This is a genomic window from Weizmannia sp. FSL K6-3076 (assembly GCF_038007245.1).
Lineage (GTDB): Bacteria > Bacillota > Bacilli > Bacillales > Bacillaceae_C > Weizmannia > Weizmannia faecalis.
Map to the genome: position 1 here is coordinate 1,561,058 of NZ_JBBOWU010000001.1, position 16,742 is coordinate 1,577,799.

12 protein-coding genes, 3 rRNA genes and 1 riboswitch are annotated in these 16,742 nt (G+C 44.6%); all 15 genes read left to right on the forward strand.

Annotated elements, in window-relative coordinates:
- Positions 1–42: 42 nt before the first annotated feature.
- The 15 genes from NSS95_RS07225 to rrf all read left to right on the forward strand — a co-directional run bounded on the left by NSS95_RS07225 (position 43) and on the right by rrf (position 16,608).
- Entirely contained in the window at positions 43–483 is a 441-nt protein-coding gene (locus NSS95_RS07225; protein WP_017550096.1) for an NUDIX domain-containing protein, read from the forward strand.
- Between the two features lie 35 nt (positions 484–518).
- A complete protein-coding gene (locus tag NSS95_RS07230) occupies positions 519–959 on the forward strand; it encodes a nucleoside 2-deoxyribosyltransferase (protein ID WP_017550095.1) in 441 nt (146 codons plus the stop codon).
- 14 nt (positions 960–973) lie between these two features.
- On the forward strand, positions 974–1,963 hold the full coding sequence (locus tag NSS95_RS07235) for a thymidylate synthase (protein ID WP_046722008.1): 990 nt from the start codon (positions 974–976) through the stop codon (positions 1,961–1,963).
- 165 nt (positions 1,964–2,128) lie between these two features.
- The gene (locus NSS95_RS07240; protein ID WP_017551866.1) at positions 2,129–2,899 is read left to right on the forward strand and encodes a class I SAM-dependent methyltransferase; all 771 of its coding nucleotides are present in this window, start codon (positions 2,129–2,131) and stop codon (positions 2,897–2,899) included.
- A 122-nt stretch (positions 2,900–3,021) separates the two neighbouring features.
- Positions 3,022–4,233 (forward strand): thiamine pyridinylase, encoded by a 1,212-nt coding sequence (gene bcmE, locus NSS95_RS07245; protein WP_017551865.1) that lies wholly within the window; start codon positions 3,022–3,024, stop codon positions 4,231–4,233.
- A gap of 271 nt (positions 4,234–4,504) precedes the next feature.
- A complete protein-coding gene (gene cytX / locus NSS95_RS07250; RefSeq protein ID WP_013859334.1) occupies positions 4,505–5,842 on the forward strand; it encodes a putative hydroxymethylpyrimidine transporter CytX in 1,338 nt (445 codons plus the stop codon).
- Between the two features lie 100 nt (positions 5,843–5,942).
- On the forward strand, positions 5,943–6,761 hold the full coding sequence (gene thiD / locus NSS95_RS07255; RefSeq protein WP_013859335.1) for a bifunctional hydroxymethylpyrimidine kinase/phosphomethylpyrimidine kinase: 819 nt from the start codon (positions 5,943–5,945) through the stop codon (positions 6,759–6,761).
- Between the two features lie 86 nt (positions 6,762–6,847).
- A riboswitch (TPP riboswitch) is annotated at positions 6,848–6,959 on the forward strand.
- 67 nt (positions 6,960–7,026) lie between these two features.
- Positions 7,027–7,788 carry a 3-oxoacyl-ACP reductase gene (locus NSS95_RS07260; RefSeq protein WP_014098324.1) on the forward strand — a complete coding sequence of 254 codons (762 nt, stop codon included), beginning with the start codon at positions 7,027–7,029 and terminating at the stop codon, positions 7,786–7,788.
- Positions 7,789–7,926: 138 nt separating this feature from the next.
- A complete protein-coding gene (gene thiM / locus NSS95_RS07265; protein WP_013859337.1) occupies positions 7,927–8,739 on the forward strand; it encodes a hydroxyethylthiazole kinase in 813 nt (270 codons plus the stop codon).
- A gap of 5 nt (positions 8,740–8,744) precedes the next feature.
- A complete protein-coding gene (thiD, locus tag NSS95_RS07270) occupies positions 8,745–9,551 on the forward strand; it encodes a bifunctional hydroxymethylpyrimidine kinase/phosphomethylpyrimidine kinase (protein ID WP_017551863.1) in 807 nt (268 codons plus the stop codon).
- Positions 9,548–10,192, forward strand: a complete 645-nt coding sequence (gene thiE, locus NSS95_RS07275) for a thiamine phosphate synthase (RefSeq protein WP_035184916.1) — start codon at positions 9,548–9,550, stop codon at positions 10,190–10,192. Before thiD (NSS95_RS07270) ends, thiE begins: the two co-directional genes overlap by 4 nt.
- A gap of 353 nt (positions 10,193–10,545) precedes the next feature.
- Positions 10,546–11,202, forward strand: a complete 657-nt coding sequence (locus NSS95_RS07280; RefSeq protein WP_017551862.1) for an MOSC domain-containing protein — start codon at positions 10,546–10,548, stop codon at positions 11,200–11,202.
- Between the two features lie 400 nt (positions 11,203–11,602).
- Positions 11,603–13,156: ribosomal RNA gene (locus NSS95_RS07285) — 16S ribosomal RNA — on the forward strand.
- A 165-nt stretch (positions 13,157–13,321) separates the two neighbouring features.
- Positions 13,322–16,254 (forward strand): 23S ribosomal RNA (locus tag NSS95_RS07290).
- A gap of 238 nt (positions 16,255–16,492) precedes the next feature.
- Positions 16,493–16,608: ribosomal RNA gene (rrf, locus tag NSS95_RS07295) — 5S ribosomal RNA — on the forward strand.
- The 16S, 23S and 5S rRNA genes sit together here, the layout of an rRNA operon.
- The last annotated feature ends 134 nt before the right edge of the window (positions 16,609–16,742 follow it).

Below are 16,742 nucleotides of genomic sequence, written 5' to 3' on the forward strand. Positions count from 1 at the left end.
ATTCTTTCCCCTCTTTTTTTATTTTAAAGGAGGAATGAGGCATTGAATGTAATCGACCAAATTTATCCGGGTGTAGCCGTTGTTCTTTTTGATCAACAGGAAAGAGTATTACTTCAAAAGCGGGTAGATGTTGGAAAATGGGGTCTTCCAACCGGCCATGTTGAACCCGGGGAAACTGTTTCACAAGCAGCAATCAGAGAGATGCAAGAAGAGACAAACTTAACAATTCGGATAAAACAAATAATTGGTGTTTATTCCGACCCTGAATTTCAAGTTTTCAAGTATCCCGATGGAAAGTGTGTCCATTTTATCACCACTTGTTTTTTGGCGGAAATTGCAGGAGGAAAGCTGCAAAACAATTCTTCCGAATCTTTAGCACTCCAGTTTTTTCAGAAAGATCAGCTTCCTGCAAATTTATTAAAAATGGTTCCGCTGTGGCTTGGGGACGCTTTAGCAGGCTATGCAGGTGCATTTATCCGATAAGATTTAAACGAAAAGAACAGGAGGGGTAGTTCAATATGAAACAAAAAATCTTTCTGGCAGCACCATTTAAAAAAGTGATGGATCCTCAGACATCATTATTAGAGGATAATATAAAAAGGCAAATAGAGAAACTAATTTCTGTATTAGAGGAAAAAGGATATTCAGTGCACAATGCTCATAAAAGGGAAGAGTGGGGGAACAAATTCATGGGCCCAAATGAATGCACAAAAGTTGATTATGAGGAGATCAAAAAATGTGATATTTTTATTGCATTTCCTGGAATTCCTGCTTCACCCGGCACTCATATCGAAATCGGGTGGGCTTCGGCGTTTAATAAAAAAATTATCCTTTTACTATTAGAGTCTGAAGAAAATTATGCCTACTTAATTAGAGGGTTAAGCGTGGTTAGTAATGTTCAATACATTGTTTATCAAAATGAAGAAGATTATCTTGATAGTCTAATAAGTATTTTATAAGGGAAGTGAAAAAATTGATCTACAATAATTTTCATGACGCATATTTGAATACACTTAAAGAAGTCTATAACACACCTCAATTTTATAACGCACCAAGAGGACATGAAAGTAGAGAAATATTGAATTATCATTTTACAATTGGAGATCCCATTAACAGAATTTGCTATCTTTCTTCGAGAAAGACAAATATTATATTTAATTTTGCAGAAGCGCTTTGGTATTTATCAGGGAGTAATAAACTATCTTTTATTGAATATTACGCAAAAAACATGAAAAGATACTCTGAAGATGGAAGAGTGCTTAAAGGCACAGCATATGGACCAAAAATATTTTCTTATGGTAAAGAGAACATTAATCAATGGAATAGAATCATCAATATATTTAAAGAAGACAGAGATAGCAAGCGAGCATGGATTCAAATTTTTGATGCCAATGAGATTCTAGATTTAACAAATATAGATGTGTCGTGCACTATAGGATTTCATTTTTTTATTAGGAGCAACAAACTTTACATGTCTACATTCATGCGAGCGAACGATGCGTACAGAGGAATTGTAAGTGACGTATTTTCTTTCACATTTATTCAAGAATTTTTGACAACTCAATTAGGTATTCAAATGGGCGAATATTACCACAATGTATCAAGCATTCATGTGTATCAGCCTGATAATGACTTAGTTGAACGGGTTTTGCAGGGTGACGATAAAACTGTTCCTGAATCAGTACAGCATTTTCCGAAGATGCCATGTAAAAACAATTGGGCCGATCTTAAAGTTGTTTGTGATTATGAAGAAAGATTAAGGACTAAGAAAATTAGATTAACTGTTCGTGATATTAGTGATATAAAAATTGATATTTATTGGAAACAAGTGATAACTTTATTTGCATTGTACCAGGAAATATACTATCAAGATCAAATCAATAAAGAACTATATGATACCCTTCCTACAATTTATAGGTATTTAATAAAATGTAAATGGCACCGACTATTTAGGAATTCTTGAATGATCAAAAATAATAGCTTTTTAAATAACCTTCATGTTATAACTAGAACCGTTTTGTTGGATTTAAAATAAATAAATGGGAAACTTTTGCACTGGAAAATGGTTGCAAATCATGTTCTGATTCATTTAACAAACAATAATTAAATTTAAGAGGAGGAAATAAAAATGATAACTGGAACTTCTTGGAAGACAGATGATGTTTCAAAAAAATTTAACTCCTACAATGACATGCTTGAAGAAATCTTGGGATACAATTTTATATTCAAACGTATTGGTTCAGTTTCAAACATAGTTAACATTATAGATTTTGGATGTGGTCCAGGCAAAGTTGCGGAAAGATTGTCTCAGATAAACGACAAGTATCATATTATTGCGGTTGATGAGTCCGAAAAGATGCTTAAGATAGCAAATGATCAACACAAAAATGCACAAATAGATTATAAATTAATTAAAAATGATAGCTTGGACTTCTTACCATCGCAATCGATAGATTGCGCGATAATGTGTTTTGTAATTATTAATAACGCAAATGCTGATAGAATCTATAGGATGGTCCACGAAATATATAGAGTGTTGAGGCCTAGTGGTTTGTTCGCTATCCTTGATTCAAATCCAGAAATTTTAGGTGTGCAGTTTACGACATTTAAGAATGGTGAAAAAGGGAAAAAATATAAAAATGGAGATCCTAAGCAACAAATTCTGCACATTCCGAATTGCTCTGATTTAATCTTGAATGATTTTTATTGGTCAAAAGAATTTTATCATGAATTACTTAGTACTACGGGTTTCAAAAAAATTAGATTTTCTGAACCTGTTTTGTCAAATTTGTCAAGGGAGGAACTTAAGAGATATGAAAAAAGATACAATTTCAATTCTTGGGGAAATGAAAAAACTTACTCTCCCTTTATGATCGTTGATTCTGTAAAGCCAGAATAGCTTATGATGTATATGATTTATATTAGGAAGCTTTAAAAAACATTTAAATTATATAAGGAAAGCATTAGATGAAATTAATAGTGGACTAAAATAAAACGCTTATGAACGGGGGTTAGAAAGTCGTGAAAAGAAAAGGTAATTACTTTAGAATTCTATCATTTTTTATCGTTGTAATCCTAGCGTTTAACTTACTGGGAGTTAGTAGCCATGCTAGTATACGTCCAAAAAAAACAACATTAAATGTGGCTTTATATGGTTATGTTCCAGATATTCAACGATTTGAGAAAGCTGTTTTGGAAAAATGGTCACAGAGTCATCCAAATGTGCAATTAAACTTTGTTAATTGGGATAGTTATGACTCGGATCCTCCAAAAAATTTAGATGTTTTTGTGTTTGATGCAATTTATATGTCCTATTTTATTCAACAAAATTATTTGCTTTCAATCCCGTCAAGTCAAATTAGAAACAAAAGGGATATTTTGAAGTTTGCTTTGGACGGAACAACATACCATAATAAGATTTATGCAATACCTCAAATTCTATGTACAAATTTACTATATACGAGAAAAAGTGATAAGTCTTTAAAAAATGTCAAAAACATACCACAACTTTATAACATAATTGGTCAAAGGCAAACTGCTGATATAATCCCACCATATAAAGAGGGTTTGCTTATAGATATGTCAGGTGGAACAACAAAAGCATGCATGTACTTAGAAGCATTAATTGATTTGAATCACAAATACACAGATTATGATGTTTTGCCTGATTTGAATAAGATAAATTCTAATGCTGTAACCAGTTTAAAGATGTTACAAGCAATGGCGGGAAATGAACAAGCTAACTTTTGGCCTGATAACGACGATGCTTATATAAGGGCAAAATGGTTTGAAAACGGGAATGGTCGTGCATTTATTGGTTATTCGGAAGCCATGAGTGCCATGCCAAACTATGTTAATCAAATCAATTTTAAACCCGTATCACTTTCAAGTAGCCGAGATATTCCTCTCTTTTATGGAGATGTTGTTGGTGTGAATTCTCATTTAAAAAATAACGCTAAAAAAAAGAAATTAGCACTTGATCTGGCAAATATAATAGCTTCTAGCGACACTATGATTCAAGCAAGCAAACCTAGCGACAAGAGTCAATCTCCGCAATATCTTTTGCCAGCGAGATATTCTGTCTACCAGTCCCTTGGAGCTGAATATCCTGTATATCAAAAATTACTGAAGATTGCTTCTAATCCTCATAACAGGTTATTTAAAACCGGACCGGATGTACGTGAATGGCTTGATTCAGCTAAACAAGTAATTCCAAAATACTTAGAACAATAATAAATAGGGCTTGCAGAATAGACAAGGGATCCAGACTTGGCAAGAATTTAACGGATAGAAGAAAGCAAAAACAACTTATTATTACAAATCCTTCTATTGTTGGTAACCATTGATGCAAAATTTCGGATAAAAAACCAAAATTCAGCAAGACCTAAACAAGACCGTCCAGAAAAGATATACCGTCATTCTTTTGGTCGTAAAAATGTAATTACCAAACCAATTGTTTTAACAATATATTTCGTTATCAAAAAATGTGAAAGGTCGTTTTCAAATGGAATCGAATGAGAAATTAAAAGTCCCATACTCATTAGAAGTAGTGCCAAAAAAGGAACAGCAAATTGCTTCGTTGCAGATTGCACTGTTATGGATCGGAGCAGGATTAGGACTGGCTGCTATTTTTTCAGGAAATACACTGGCAGGTCTTGGTTTGACGAATGGATTACTGACGATTATCGTTGGCATGCTTGTCGGGTCAGTTCCTATGTATTTCATGTCCCGCATTGGAACAAGAGAGGGAGTATCAGGTATGATTGCTACCCGTGCTTCATTTGGGATTAGAGGTTCTTTTTTTCCGAGCTTGTGCAATGCGCTGCAGTTAATTGGCTGGACAGCTGTGATGATTCTGATGGCAGCTGAAGCCTGTGTATCTTTAAAATTTGCAGGAATTCTTGGGAACCGAGATTTTTGGATTATCTTGATTGGTTTGATCACAACGGTTAACGCGCTTTTGAAACACAATCATTTAAAATGGTTTCAGATATTTACAGTTGGTGCAACATTGATTTTATCCATCATCATGACCTATGCTGTTTTGTCAACAGTAAATGTTGCAGACTTAATGGACAAGAAACCTAAAGGTCATCTTACTTTCTCTCTCGGATTAGATTATGTGATCGGCATGTGCCTTTCCTGGGTTCCTTTGGTTGCAGACTATTCCCGGTATGCAAGGAATATTAACGGGGCCGCACACGCTACATATTGGGGTTATGCGCTATCCAGCATCTGGATGTACTTTGTTGGCTTGCTTTGTACCATTGCTACTGGCCTTTGGAATGCAAGCCCAATTCCAATCATGGGTGCACTGGGCTTGGGTATCCCAGGTCTGCTTATTATTTTTTTTTCCACTGTAACGACAGCTTTTCTAGATGTTTTTTCAGCAGGTGTTTCTGCAAGCAATTTATTTCCAAAGTTTTCGGAGAGGCGTCTTGTATTCATTGCAGGAGTGTCAGGCACACTGATTTCGCTGGTGTTTCCAATTGATAAATATCAAAGCTTTTTATTAATCCTTGGTGCTGTCTTTATTCCCATTGAAAGCATCGTATTGGTTGATTATTTTTTAATCCGTAAACACCTGAAGCTAGCAGACTTGACTAAACCAGAAGGATCGTACTGGTACCGGGGCGGTGTTAATCTGGTAGCTTTCGTCGCTTTTGTGGTTGGTTTTGCTCTCTATGAAGTCAGCTATTTTCAAGCTTGGCCAATTGGTTCGTCATTTATTAGTCTGATTATTACGGCAGTCCTTTATTATTTCCTTATGAGACTTCTTCATAGGGATCAATTTTCAAAGGTTAGAAGCAGTGGCATATACAAGAATCATGCAGCAGGCTGATAAGTTATTTTCAAAAACATTATAACAAATGGATGGGATCCAATCTGTCAAATGCAGAAAAAAATAATACTATGATCATTTTAGAAGAGGTGTATATTAGATGAGACCACAGGTATTAACAATTGCAGGAACTGACAGCGGTGGCGGTGCAGGTATTCAGGCCGACCTGAAAACTTTTGAAGAGAGGGGTGTCTACGGCATGTCTGTAATCGTTGCCGTGACAGCGCAAAATACAAAAGGAGTTCAGGGAATTTTTCCAATGCCGGTTGACAGCATTGTCCGTCAAATGGAATCCATTGCGGACGACTTTTCAATTGCAGCTTTAAAAACGGGTATGCTGTTTGATGCAGAACGCATAGAAGCTGTTGTTGACGGAATTAAACGATTTAAATGGAGGCCGCTGGTTGTGGATCCGGTCATGATTGCAAAAGGTGGGACACATCTCGTTGCTCCTGAAGCAATTGCGACGATTAAAAAGAAATTGGTTCCGGTTGCTGATGTCATTACACCGAATACACCGGAGGCGGAAGTTCTGTCAGAAATGACGATACGTACTGATCAGGACCGGGAGCACGCAGCACGACTGATTCTCAAAAGAGGGGCAGGTGCTGTGCTGTTAAAGGGCGGACATGATCTGGTTACATCAGAAACTGTTCGTGATTGTCTGGTGACGAGGGAGCAGACAATATGGCTCGAATCCAAACGCATTGATACCGTTCACACTCATGGAACTGGTTGTACATTGTCTTCATTGATTACAGCTGAGTTGGCGAAGGGCCATCCCTTAGAAGACAGCGTAAAAACAGCTAAAAAATTATTGACAAGAGCAATCTCTGAGAGCCCGGGAATTGGGCATGGACATGGACCAATTGCCCATTGGGTATTAAGAGATGAAGATGGAGAAAGATTACAAAGCTAAATTCACATAATATAACCCCTGCCGGTGATTTTCATTAAGCTTTACAAAGCATAATAGAAAAGCTATAATTGAAAAAAGTAAATCTTTCAAACTACTAGGGGTGCCCGGATTTGGCGGGCTGAGAGAAAAACCGGCGTTTTTCAACCCTTTGGACCTGATCCGGATCATACCGGCGTAGGAAAGTAGGAATTTGTAAAAAAATTTCTTGCTGATGAAGTCAGGTCTTTTCGGGCCTGGCTTTTTTGCATGGGAAGGGGTGGGACAAATGAAACTGGATGAGCAGGTGGTTGTCGTCACAGGCGGAAGCAGGGGGTTAGGCAAAGCAGTTGTAAAAGCTTTTGCAAGAGAAGGGGCGGGCGTTGTCATCAACTATTTTGAGAGTGAGGGGAAGGCAAAGGATCTTCAGAATATTTTAGGAGAAAAAGCGGTTGCCCTGAAGGCGGATGTAAGGGATCCGGCGCAGGTAAGAAAGATGTTCCGGCAGGCCGAAGCTTATTTTTCCAGGCCTGTCACGACAATTGTAAATAATGCCCTCGTGCATTTCCGCTTTGATCCGGAATCCCGGCACGATGCTTCCCGAATTTCGTGGGAGGAATACAGCTTGCAGATGGAAGGTGCGGTTCGCGGCGCATTAAATACCATACAGGCCGGCCTTGCGGAAATGAAACGGCTGCATTTCGGCAGGGTGATCAATATTGGCACAAACCTGTTTCAAAATCCGGTTGTCGCCTACCATGATTACAATACGAGCAAGGCAGCGCTCCTCGGCTTCACCCGGAGCATGGCGAAAGATCTGGGGCAATATGGCATTACCGTTAATATGGTATCCGGCGGCCTTCTGAAAACGACGGATGCAAGTGCAGCCACATCTGAAGCGGTTTTTCAATTGATTCAGGAAACTACTCCGCTGCAAAAGGTGACAGAACCGGAAGACGTTGCGGATGCCGTGTTGTTTTTTGCATCGCCATGGGCGAGGGCGGTAACCGGACAAAATCTCGTCGTTGACGGCGGACTTGTAATGGATTAGGCGGATGGACCTTACCCTGCAAGAAAATCCCCATTTAGAGGTATGACAACGATTAGGTGTAAATCAAATGCCTGTGAAATTTGGAGAATACGCGAGTAAATGAGAGACAATTGTACTTTATTGAAGGAGGGAATGGAAATGGAAAAAGAAAAACCAATTGAACTGCTTGAAAAAATCAGGGAAGCCAATCCGCTTATCCATAATATCACGAATATTGTGGTGGCTAATTTTACAGCAAACGGGCTGTTGGCACTTGGCGCATCTCCGGTAATGGCCGATGCGGTGGAAGAAGTTGCCGATATGGCGAAAGCGGCAAATGCGGTCGTGTTAAATATCGGCACTTTGAACGAAAAAGCCGTCGAAGCAATGATTTTGGCGGGAAAGTCTGCAAATGAAAATGGCGTTCCGGTCGTCCTTGATCCGGTAGCTGCCGGTTCAACCCGTTACCGGACAGAAACGGCAAAAAAATTGCTGAAAGAAATCCGCTTCACATCCATCAGGGGAAATGCCGGAGAAATCGCCAATCTGATCGGAATAGATGCCAAAGTAAAAGGCGTCGATGCAGGAGATACCGGCCTGGATACGGGCGAACTCGCTTTAAAAGCGGCAAAAACGCTTCATACTACGATCGTGGTAAGTGGCAAGACGGATGCGGTGTCAAACGGTACAAACCTTTATCTCGTACATAACGGCCACCCGCTTTTAACAAAAGTCACCGGGACAGGCTGCCTTTTGTCCGCGGTTTGCGGCGCTTTTCTCGCTGTTGAGAAAGATCCGGTCCAGGCATCTGTTTCGGCGCTTGCGATTTACGGCGCTGCTGCGGAAATCGCAAGAGAAAAAACAGGCGGGGATTTGCCGGGCAGTTTTCAAATGGCGTTTTTAGACCAGCTGGCAGAAATAGGAGCTGAAGAAATCCAAAAATATGCCTCTTTTGAAAAGAAAGAAGGGTGAACATCATGAAAAAAGCACTCACGATTGCCGGTTCTGATTCCGGGGGCGGTGCCGGCATCCAGGCGGACTTGAAAACATTTCAGGAATTAGAAGTATACGGCATGTCCGTGATTACCGCGGTGACGGCACAAAATACACGCGGGGTCCAGGGGGTATTTCCGCTTGGTCCCGAAGCAGTCTCCCGCCAATTGGCGTCCATTGCCGAAGATATGGGGACAGATGCACTAAAAACCGGCATGTTGTTTGATTCCGGCATCATCGAAGTGGTCGCGGAAAAAATCAAAGCCTACCACTGGGAAAAACTCGTTGTAGACCCGGTGATCATTGCAAAGGGCGGGGAAACCCTTTTGCAAAAGGAAGCGGTTAAAGCCTTAAAAAGCCAGCTGCTTCCGCTCGCCTTCATTGTGACGCCGAATCTTCCGGAAGCGGAGAAACTGGCAGGAATGCCCATCCGAAATACTGATGATATGAAGGAAGCGGCACGCATCATTGCGGATTGCGGTCCCCGGTATTGTCTCATTAAAGGCGGACATCATGAGTCTTCCCCAGTTTCGAGCGACTTGCTTTTTGACGGGGCGAACTTTTACGAATATACAGCGAAAAGATACGTAACTAAAAATACGCACGGCACCGGCTGTACGTTTTCTTCGGCGATTACGGCAGAATTGGCAAAAGGCGCGGATATATTTGCTGCTGTGTCGACAGCAAAAGCATTCATTACCGCGGCGATCGAAGACGGCATTCAAATTGGACATGGGCACGGGCCGACGAACCATTGGGCCTACCAAAAAAGGAGAATGAATAACCGATGACAGGCGAACATTTGCGTGACGCATTGAAACTGTATTTTATTATGGGCAGCCCGAACTGCACGCTGCCGCCGGAACAAGTGCTGGAAAACGCCATCAGAGGCGGCGTCACCCTTTTTCAATACCGCGAAAAAGGAAAAGGTGCACGAAAAGGCGAAGAAAAGAAAGTGCTTGGTGAAAAATTGAAGTGGGTATGCCAAAAAAACGGGATTCCTTTTCTTGTAAATGATGACATTGCACTTGCTTTGGAACTGGATGCTGACGGTGTGCATGTCGGGCAGGAAGATGAACCGCTGGCATCCGTACGGGAAAAGTTGGGGGATAAGATTATTGGCGTCTCGGCCTATACGTTGGAGGAAGCCAGGCAGGCAGCAAACGGAGGCGCGAATTATCTTGGCGTTGGCCCCATTTTTCCGACGAAATCGAAAGAAGATGCGAAAGCGGCGAAAGGGACAACCGTCATTCGCGAAATCCGCCAAAATGGCATCCGGATTCCAATTGTCGGAATTGGCGGCATAGGGCCGGGCAATGCAAAAAGCGTCATAGAAGCAGGGGCAGACGGCGTTTCCGTCATTTCTTCCATTGCAGGCGCGGAAGATGCGGAAGCGGCAGCTGCCCTGTTGAAAAGGGAACTCACTTTATAATGAAGGCGTAAACCCCCCTGCGCCTTTTGACAGTTTAAAAATGGAATCAAGATAAGCCGGGTGTAGGAGCCTGGCTTTTTTGGTGCCAAGCAGGCTGAATGGCGGTGAATTTTTTGCGAGAATTTTTCAATATCTTGATTGATAAAACTTTTGTTCTTGTGATAAAATACAAACAAACATTCTGATAAAATAATGAAGCGATAAAAATTTTAGAAACCTTTCTGCAAAAGGATTGAAAACAGCGAATTCGGAAAGCTGAACGGGAGACCCGCGGGATTTTCTTAAAATGTTTTTCAAAATTTACGCAAAGGATGGTAAAATTTAGATAGCAATTTGGGGAAGGAGCGAACGTGATGGCGGACGGTGTTGTTGTTTCGGTAAATACAGGCAAACCAAAGGCGCTTACCTATAAACAGAAAGTGGTGCAGAGCGGCATTTTTAAAATACCGCAGGAGGGCCCGGTATATCTGGCAAAAGAAAATTTTGAAGGGGACAAGCAGGCGGACCTTGTTCATCATGGCGGAGCGGATAAAGCAGTCTGCGTGTATGTTGGTGATCATTTTCCAGTATGGGGGGAGAAATTTAACCGAACTTTTGAGCCGGGGGCATTTGGCGAAAATATTACGCTCTCGGGATGCTCGGAAGCAGATATCCATATCGGTGATGTTTTTCAAATGGGGGAAGCGATTGTGCAGGTATCACAGCCGCGGGAGCCTTGTTATAAAATTGCTGCGAAACATGGATTGGACAGTTTTCCTGCCGACATTGTTGAAACCGGTTGGTCCGGCTTCTATATGCGTGTGCTTGAGGAAGGCTTTGTCCGGAAAAATGACAGCTTTATCCTGCTTGAAAAAGGGGAAAAACAGCTTTCCATTCTGCATATCAATAAAATCAGATACCATGATAGAACAAATTTTGATGCGATAGAAGAAATTTTAAGTGTAAAGGCACTTGCCGGCGACTGGCAAAAAGCATTCCGAAAATTATGGATGAAAAAAGGGAATGGATAAAAGAAGCGGCAGCTGTGACAGCTTTCTCCAATGTAAACATACGAAGGAGTACTGCGGTTCCCTGAAAATGACCGGTACGTATGTAACTGAGGAAGTTCAATGCCGTTCCGCCATCTTAACTCGCAGCATAGATCCCTGTTTCTTCATTATATTATGGAGCAGGGATCTAAAAAAAGATGGAAAACATTACCTTGCTCTATCATATTGACTTAAGTTACGAATAAGTGATATGATATATGAGCTGGCCCGTTAGATGATTAAAAAACGGGTTTAAAAAAAGATGTTGACAGCGAATTGATATTTTGGTATAATAATTGATTCGCTGAAAAACAAAGCGATTGTTCCTTGAAAACTGGACAAAACGAAACGTCAAATTCTTTTTGAGCTTTTATCAAACATCTTTACTGAGAGTTTGATCCTGGCTCAGGACGAACGCTGGCGGCGTGCCTAATACATGCAAGTCGTGCGGACCTTTTAAAAGCTTGCTTTTAAAAGGTTAGCGGCGGACGGGTGAGTAACACGTGGGCAACCTGCCTGTAAGATCGGGATAACGCCGGGAAACCGGGGCTAATACCGGATAGTTTTTTCCTCCGCATGGAGGAAAAAGGAAAGACGGCTTCGGCTGTCACTTACAGATGGGCCCGCGGCGCATTAGCTAGTTGGTGGGGTAACGGCTCACCAAGGCAACGATGCGTAGCCGACCTGAGAGGGTGATCGGCCACATTGGGACTGAGACACGGCCCAAACTCCTACGGGAGGCAGCAGTAGGGAATCTTCCGCAATGGACGAAAGTCTGACGGAGCAACGCCGCGTGAGTGAAGAAGGCCTTCGGGTCGTAAAACTCTGTTGCCGGGGAAGAACAAGTGCCGTTCGAACAGGGCGGCGCCTTGACGGTACCCGGCCAGAAAGCCACGGCTAACTACGTGCCAGCAGCCGCGGTAATACGTAGGTGGCAAGCGTTGTCCGGAATTATTGGGCGTAAAGCGCGCGCAGGCGGCTTCTTAAGTCTGATGTGAAATCTTGCGGCTCAACCGCAAGCGGTCATTGGAAACTGGGAGGCTTGAGTGCAGAAGAGGAGAGTGGAATTCCACGTGTAGCGGTGAAATGCGTAGAGATGTGGAGGAACACCAGTGGCGAAGGCGGCTCTCTGGTCTGTAACTGACGCTGAGGCGCGAAAGCGTGGGGAGCAAACAGGATTAGATACCCTGGTAGTCCACGCCGTAAACGATGAGTGCTAAGTGTTAGAGGGTTTCCGCCCTTTAGTGCTGCAGCTAACGCATTAAGCACTCCGCCTGGGGAGTACGGCCGCAAGGCTGAAACTCAAAGGAATTGACGGGGGCCCGCACAAGCGGTGGAGCATGTGGTTTAATTCGAAGCAACGCGAAGAACCTTACCAGGTCTTGACATCCTCTGACCTCCCTGGAGACAGGGCCTTCCCCTTCGGGGGACAGAGTGACAGGTGGTGCATGGTTGTCGTCAGCTCGTGTCGTGAGATGTTGGGTTAAGTCCCGCAACGAGCGCAACCCTTGACCTTAGTTGCCAGCATTCAGTTGGGCACTCTAAGGTGACTGCCGGTGACAAACCGGAGGAAGGTGGGGATGACGTCAAATCATCATGCCCCTTATGACCTGGGCTACACACGTGCTACAATGGATGGTACAAAGGGCTGCGAGACCGCGAGGTTAAGCCAATCCCAGAAAACCATTCCCAGTTCGGATTGCAGGCTGCAACCCGCCTGCATGAAGCCGGAATCGCTAGTAATCGCGGATCAGCATGCCGCGGTGAATACGTTCCCGGGCCTTGTACACACCGCCCGTCACACCACGAGAGTTTGTAACACCCGAAGTCGGTGAGGTAACCTTTACGGAGCCAGCCGCCGAAGGTGGGACAGATGATTGGGGTGAAGTCGTAACAAGGTAGCCGTATCGGAAGGTGCGGCTGGATCACCTCCTTTCTAAGGAAATTAAGGAAAACTTCGTTTTCCACAATTAAGTTTGACGTTTCCGTTTTGTTCAGTTTTGAAGGTTCAATCCTTCAGTATGTGTTCTTTGAAAACCGGATAGGAGAAACAAACCAAGTAAACCGAGAATCGCTTATTTTTGGATTTAAACCTTTTTATGGTTAAGTTAGAAAGGGCGCACGGTGAATGCCTTGGCACTAGGAGCCGATGAAGGACGGTACAAACACCGATATGCTCCGGGGAGCTGTACGTAAGCTTTGATCCGGAGATTTCCGAATGGGGAAACCCCCTGTCTTTAATCGGACAGGATTCCTGCCTGAATCCATAGGGCAGGAAGGGCACACCCGGGGAACTGAAACATCTCAGTACCCGGAGGAAGAGAAAGCAATTGCGATTTCCCAAGTAGCGGCGAGCGAACAGGAAACAGCCCAAACCGGAAGGCTTGCCTTCCGGGGTTGTAGGACACTCATATGGGAGTTACAAAAGAACAGGTTAAGTGAAGCGGCCTGGAAAGGCCTGCCGGAGAAGGTAAAAGCCCTGTAACTGACACTTCGTTCTCTCCCGAGTGGATCCTGAGTACGGCGGGACACGAGGAATCCCGCCGGAATCCGGGAGGACCATCTCCCAAGGCTAAATACTCCCTAGTGACCGATAGTGAACCAGTACCGTGAGGGAAAGGTGAAAAGCACCCCGGGAGGGGAGTGAAAGAGATCCTGAAACCGTGTGCCTACAAGTAGTCAGAGCCCGTTAACGGGTGATGGCGTGCCTTTTGTAGAATGAACCGGCGAGTTACGGTCTCATGCAAGGTTAAGCTGAAGAAGCGGAGCCGCAGCGAAAGCGAGTCTGAACAGGGCGAAAGAGTATGAGGCCGCAGACCCGAAACCAGGTGATCTACCCATGTCCAGGGTGAAGGCAAGGTAACACTTGCTGGAGGCCCGAACCCACGCACGTTGAAAAGTGCGGGGATGAGGTGTGGGTAGCGGAGAAATTCCAATCGAACTTGGAGATAGCTGGTTCTCTCCGAAATAGCTTTAGGGCTAGCCTCAAGCGAAGAGTTTTGGAGGTAGAGCACTGTTTGGACGAGGGGCCCTCATCGGGTTACCGAATTCAGACAAACTCCGAATGCCAAAAACTTATGCTTGGGAGTCAGACTGTGAGTGATAAGATCCATGGTCGAAAGGGAAACAGCCCAGACCGCCAGCTAAGGTCCCAAAGTATACGTTAAGTGGAAAAGGATGTGGCGTTGCTTAGACAACCAGGATGTTGGCTTAGAAGCAGCCATCATTCAAAGAGTGCGTAATAGCTCACTGGTCGAGTGACGCTGCGCCGAAAATGTACCGGGGCTAAACGTATCACCGAAGCTGCGGATGGACACCGTATGGTGTCCGTGGTAGGAGAGCGTTCTAAGGGCGTTGAAGCCGGACCGGAAGGACCGGTGGAGCGCTTAGAAGTGAGAATGCCGGTATGAGTAGCGAAAGAAGGGTGAGAATCCCTTCCACCGAATGCCTAAGGTTTCCTGAGGAAGGCTCGTCCGCTCAGGGTTAGTCGGGGCCTAAGCCGAGGCCGAAAGGCGTAGGCGATGGACAACAGGTTGATATTCCTGTACCGCCTCTTCACCGTTTGAACGATGGGGGGACGCAGGAGGATAGGGCAAGCGCGACACTGGTTGATCGCGTCCAAGCAGTTAGGCCGGTGCGGAGGCAAATCCTTCGCGCCAAGGCGGAGCTGTGATGGCGAGGGAAATTTTAGTACCGAAGTTCCTGATTCCACACTGCCAAGAAAAGCCTCTAGTGAGGTGAAAGGCGCCCGTACCGCAAACCGACACAGGTAGGCGAGGAGAGAATCCTAAGGTGAGCGAGAGAACTCTCGTTAAGGAACTCGGCAAAATGACCCCGTAACTTCGGGAGAAGGGGTGCTTTTTGGGGTGTATGCCCCGGGAAGCCGCAGTGAATAGGCCCAGGCGACTGTTTAGCAAAAACACAGGTCTCTGCGAAGCCGCAAGGCGAAGTATAGGGGCTGACACCTGCCCGGTGCTGGAAGGTTAAGGAGAGGGGTTAGCCGTAAGGCGAAGCTCTGAACTGAAGCCCCAGTAAACGGCGGCCGTAACTATAACGGTCCTAAGGTAGCGAAATTCCTTGTCAGGTAAGTTCTGACCCGCACGAAAGGTGTAACGATCTGGGCACTGTCTCAACGAGAGACTCGGTGAAATTATAGTACCTGTGAAGATGCAGGTTACCCGCGACAGGACGGAAAGACCCCATGGAGCTTTACTGCAGCCTGATATTGAATTTTGGTACAGCTTGTACAGGATAGGTAGGAGCCTTGGAAACCGGAGCGCCAGCTTCGGCGGAGGCATCGGTGGGATACTACCCTGGCTGTATTGAAATTCTAACCCGCACCCCTTACCGGGGTGGGAGACAGTGTCAGGCAGGCAGTTTGACTGGGGCGGTCGCCTCCTAAAAGGTAACGGAGGCGCCCAAAGGTTCCCTCAGAATGGTTGGAAATCATTCGCAGAGTGTAAAGGCATAAGGGAGCTTGACTGCGAGACTTACAAGTCGGGCAGGGACGAAAGTCGGGCTTAGTGATCCGGTGGTTCCGCATGGAAGGGCCATCGCTCAACGGATAAAAGCTACCCTGGGGATAACAGGCTGATCTCCCCCAAGAGTCCACATCGACGGGGAGGTTTGGCACCTCGATGTCGGCTCATCGCATCCTGGGGCTGTAGTCGGTCCCAAGGGTTGGGCTGTTCGCCCATTAAAGCGGTACGCGAGCTGGGTTCAGAACGTCGTGAGACAGTTCGGTCCCTATCCGTCGCGGGCGCAGGAAATTTGAGAGGAGCTGTCCTTAGTACGAGAGGACCGGGATGGACGCACCGCTGGTGTACCAGTTGTCTTGCCAAAGGCATCGCTGGGTAGCTATGTGCGGAAGGGATAAGTGCTGAAAGCATCTAAGCATGAAGCCCCCCTCAAGATGAGATTTCCCACAGTTTATACTGGTAAGATCCCTGAAAGATGATCAGGTTGATAGGTCCGGGGTGGAAGCGCGGCGACGCGTGGAGCTGACGGATACTAATCGATCGAGGACTTAACCACGAAAAGCGGAAGCGCCTCGCTCATCGGCGTACGGATTTCGGAGCTTTCGACTGAGATAAAGGAAACACGGCGAGCCCCTAAAGGCGAGCCGATGTTGACTTATCGTAGGGAGAAAGCGTAGAAATACGCTAGCCGATAGGCGCTGGAGCTAGACAATTCTCAAAGTTAGAAACGCATTCTCCGTTTACAGTTTTTTCTCCCATCCGGTTTTCAGGGAACACATCCCAAATTATACAGGTCCGGTGATGATGGCGGAAAGGTCACACCCGAACACATCCCGAACTCGGAAGTTAAGCTTTCCAGCGCCGATGGTAGTTGGGGGTCTCCCCCTGCGAGAGTAGGACGTTGCCGGGCCAAAGCAAGCCGCAGATTACGATCTGCGGTTTTTTCATGCACTTTATAAATCTGGTAGTTGGTCTTCGTTTAAATGGAACGCTCACATCAAATGAAGTAGTTGTTCTTTTAAATGGCTGCAGTTATGATATCCG

What these genes read in the sequence shown, in the direction of transcription:
- NSS95_RS07230 (WP_017550095.1), top strand. Translation starts at nt 519, where the DNA reads ATGAAACAAAAAATCTTTCTGGCAGCACCATTTAAAAAAGTGATGGAT.
- NSS95_RS07240 (WP_017551866.1), top strand. Translation starts at nt 2,129, where the DNA reads ATGATAACTGGAACTTCTTGGAAGACAGATGATGTTTCAAAAAAATTT.
- cytX (WP_013859334.1), top strand. Translation starts at nt 4,505, where the DNA reads ATGGAATCGAATGAGAAATTAAAAGTCCCATACTCATTAGAAGTAGTG.
- thiD (WP_013859335.1), top strand. Translation starts at nt 5,943, where the DNA reads ATGAGACCACAGGTATTAACAATTGCAGGAACTGACAGCGGTGGCGGT.
- NSS95_RS07260 (WP_014098324.1), top strand. Translation starts at nt 7,027, where the DNA reads ATGAAACTGGATGAGCAGGTGGTTGTCGTCACAGGCGGAAGCAGGGGG.
- thiM (WP_013859337.1), top strand. Translation starts at nt 7,927, where the DNA reads ATGGAAAAAGAAAAACCAATTGAACTGCTTGAAAAAATCAGGGAAGCC.
- thiD (WP_017551863.1), top strand. Translation starts at nt 8,745, where the DNA reads ATGAAAAAAGCACTCACGATTGCCGGTTCTGATTCCGGGGGCGGTGCC.
- thiE (WP_035184916.1), top strand. Translation starts at nt 9,548, where the DNA reads ATGACAGGCGAACATTTGCGTGACGCATTGAAACTGTATTTTATTATG.
- NSS95_RS07280 (WP_017551862.1), top strand. Translation starts at nt 10,546, where the DNA reads ATGGCGGACGGTGTTGTTGTTTCGGTAAATACAGGCAAACCAAAGGCG.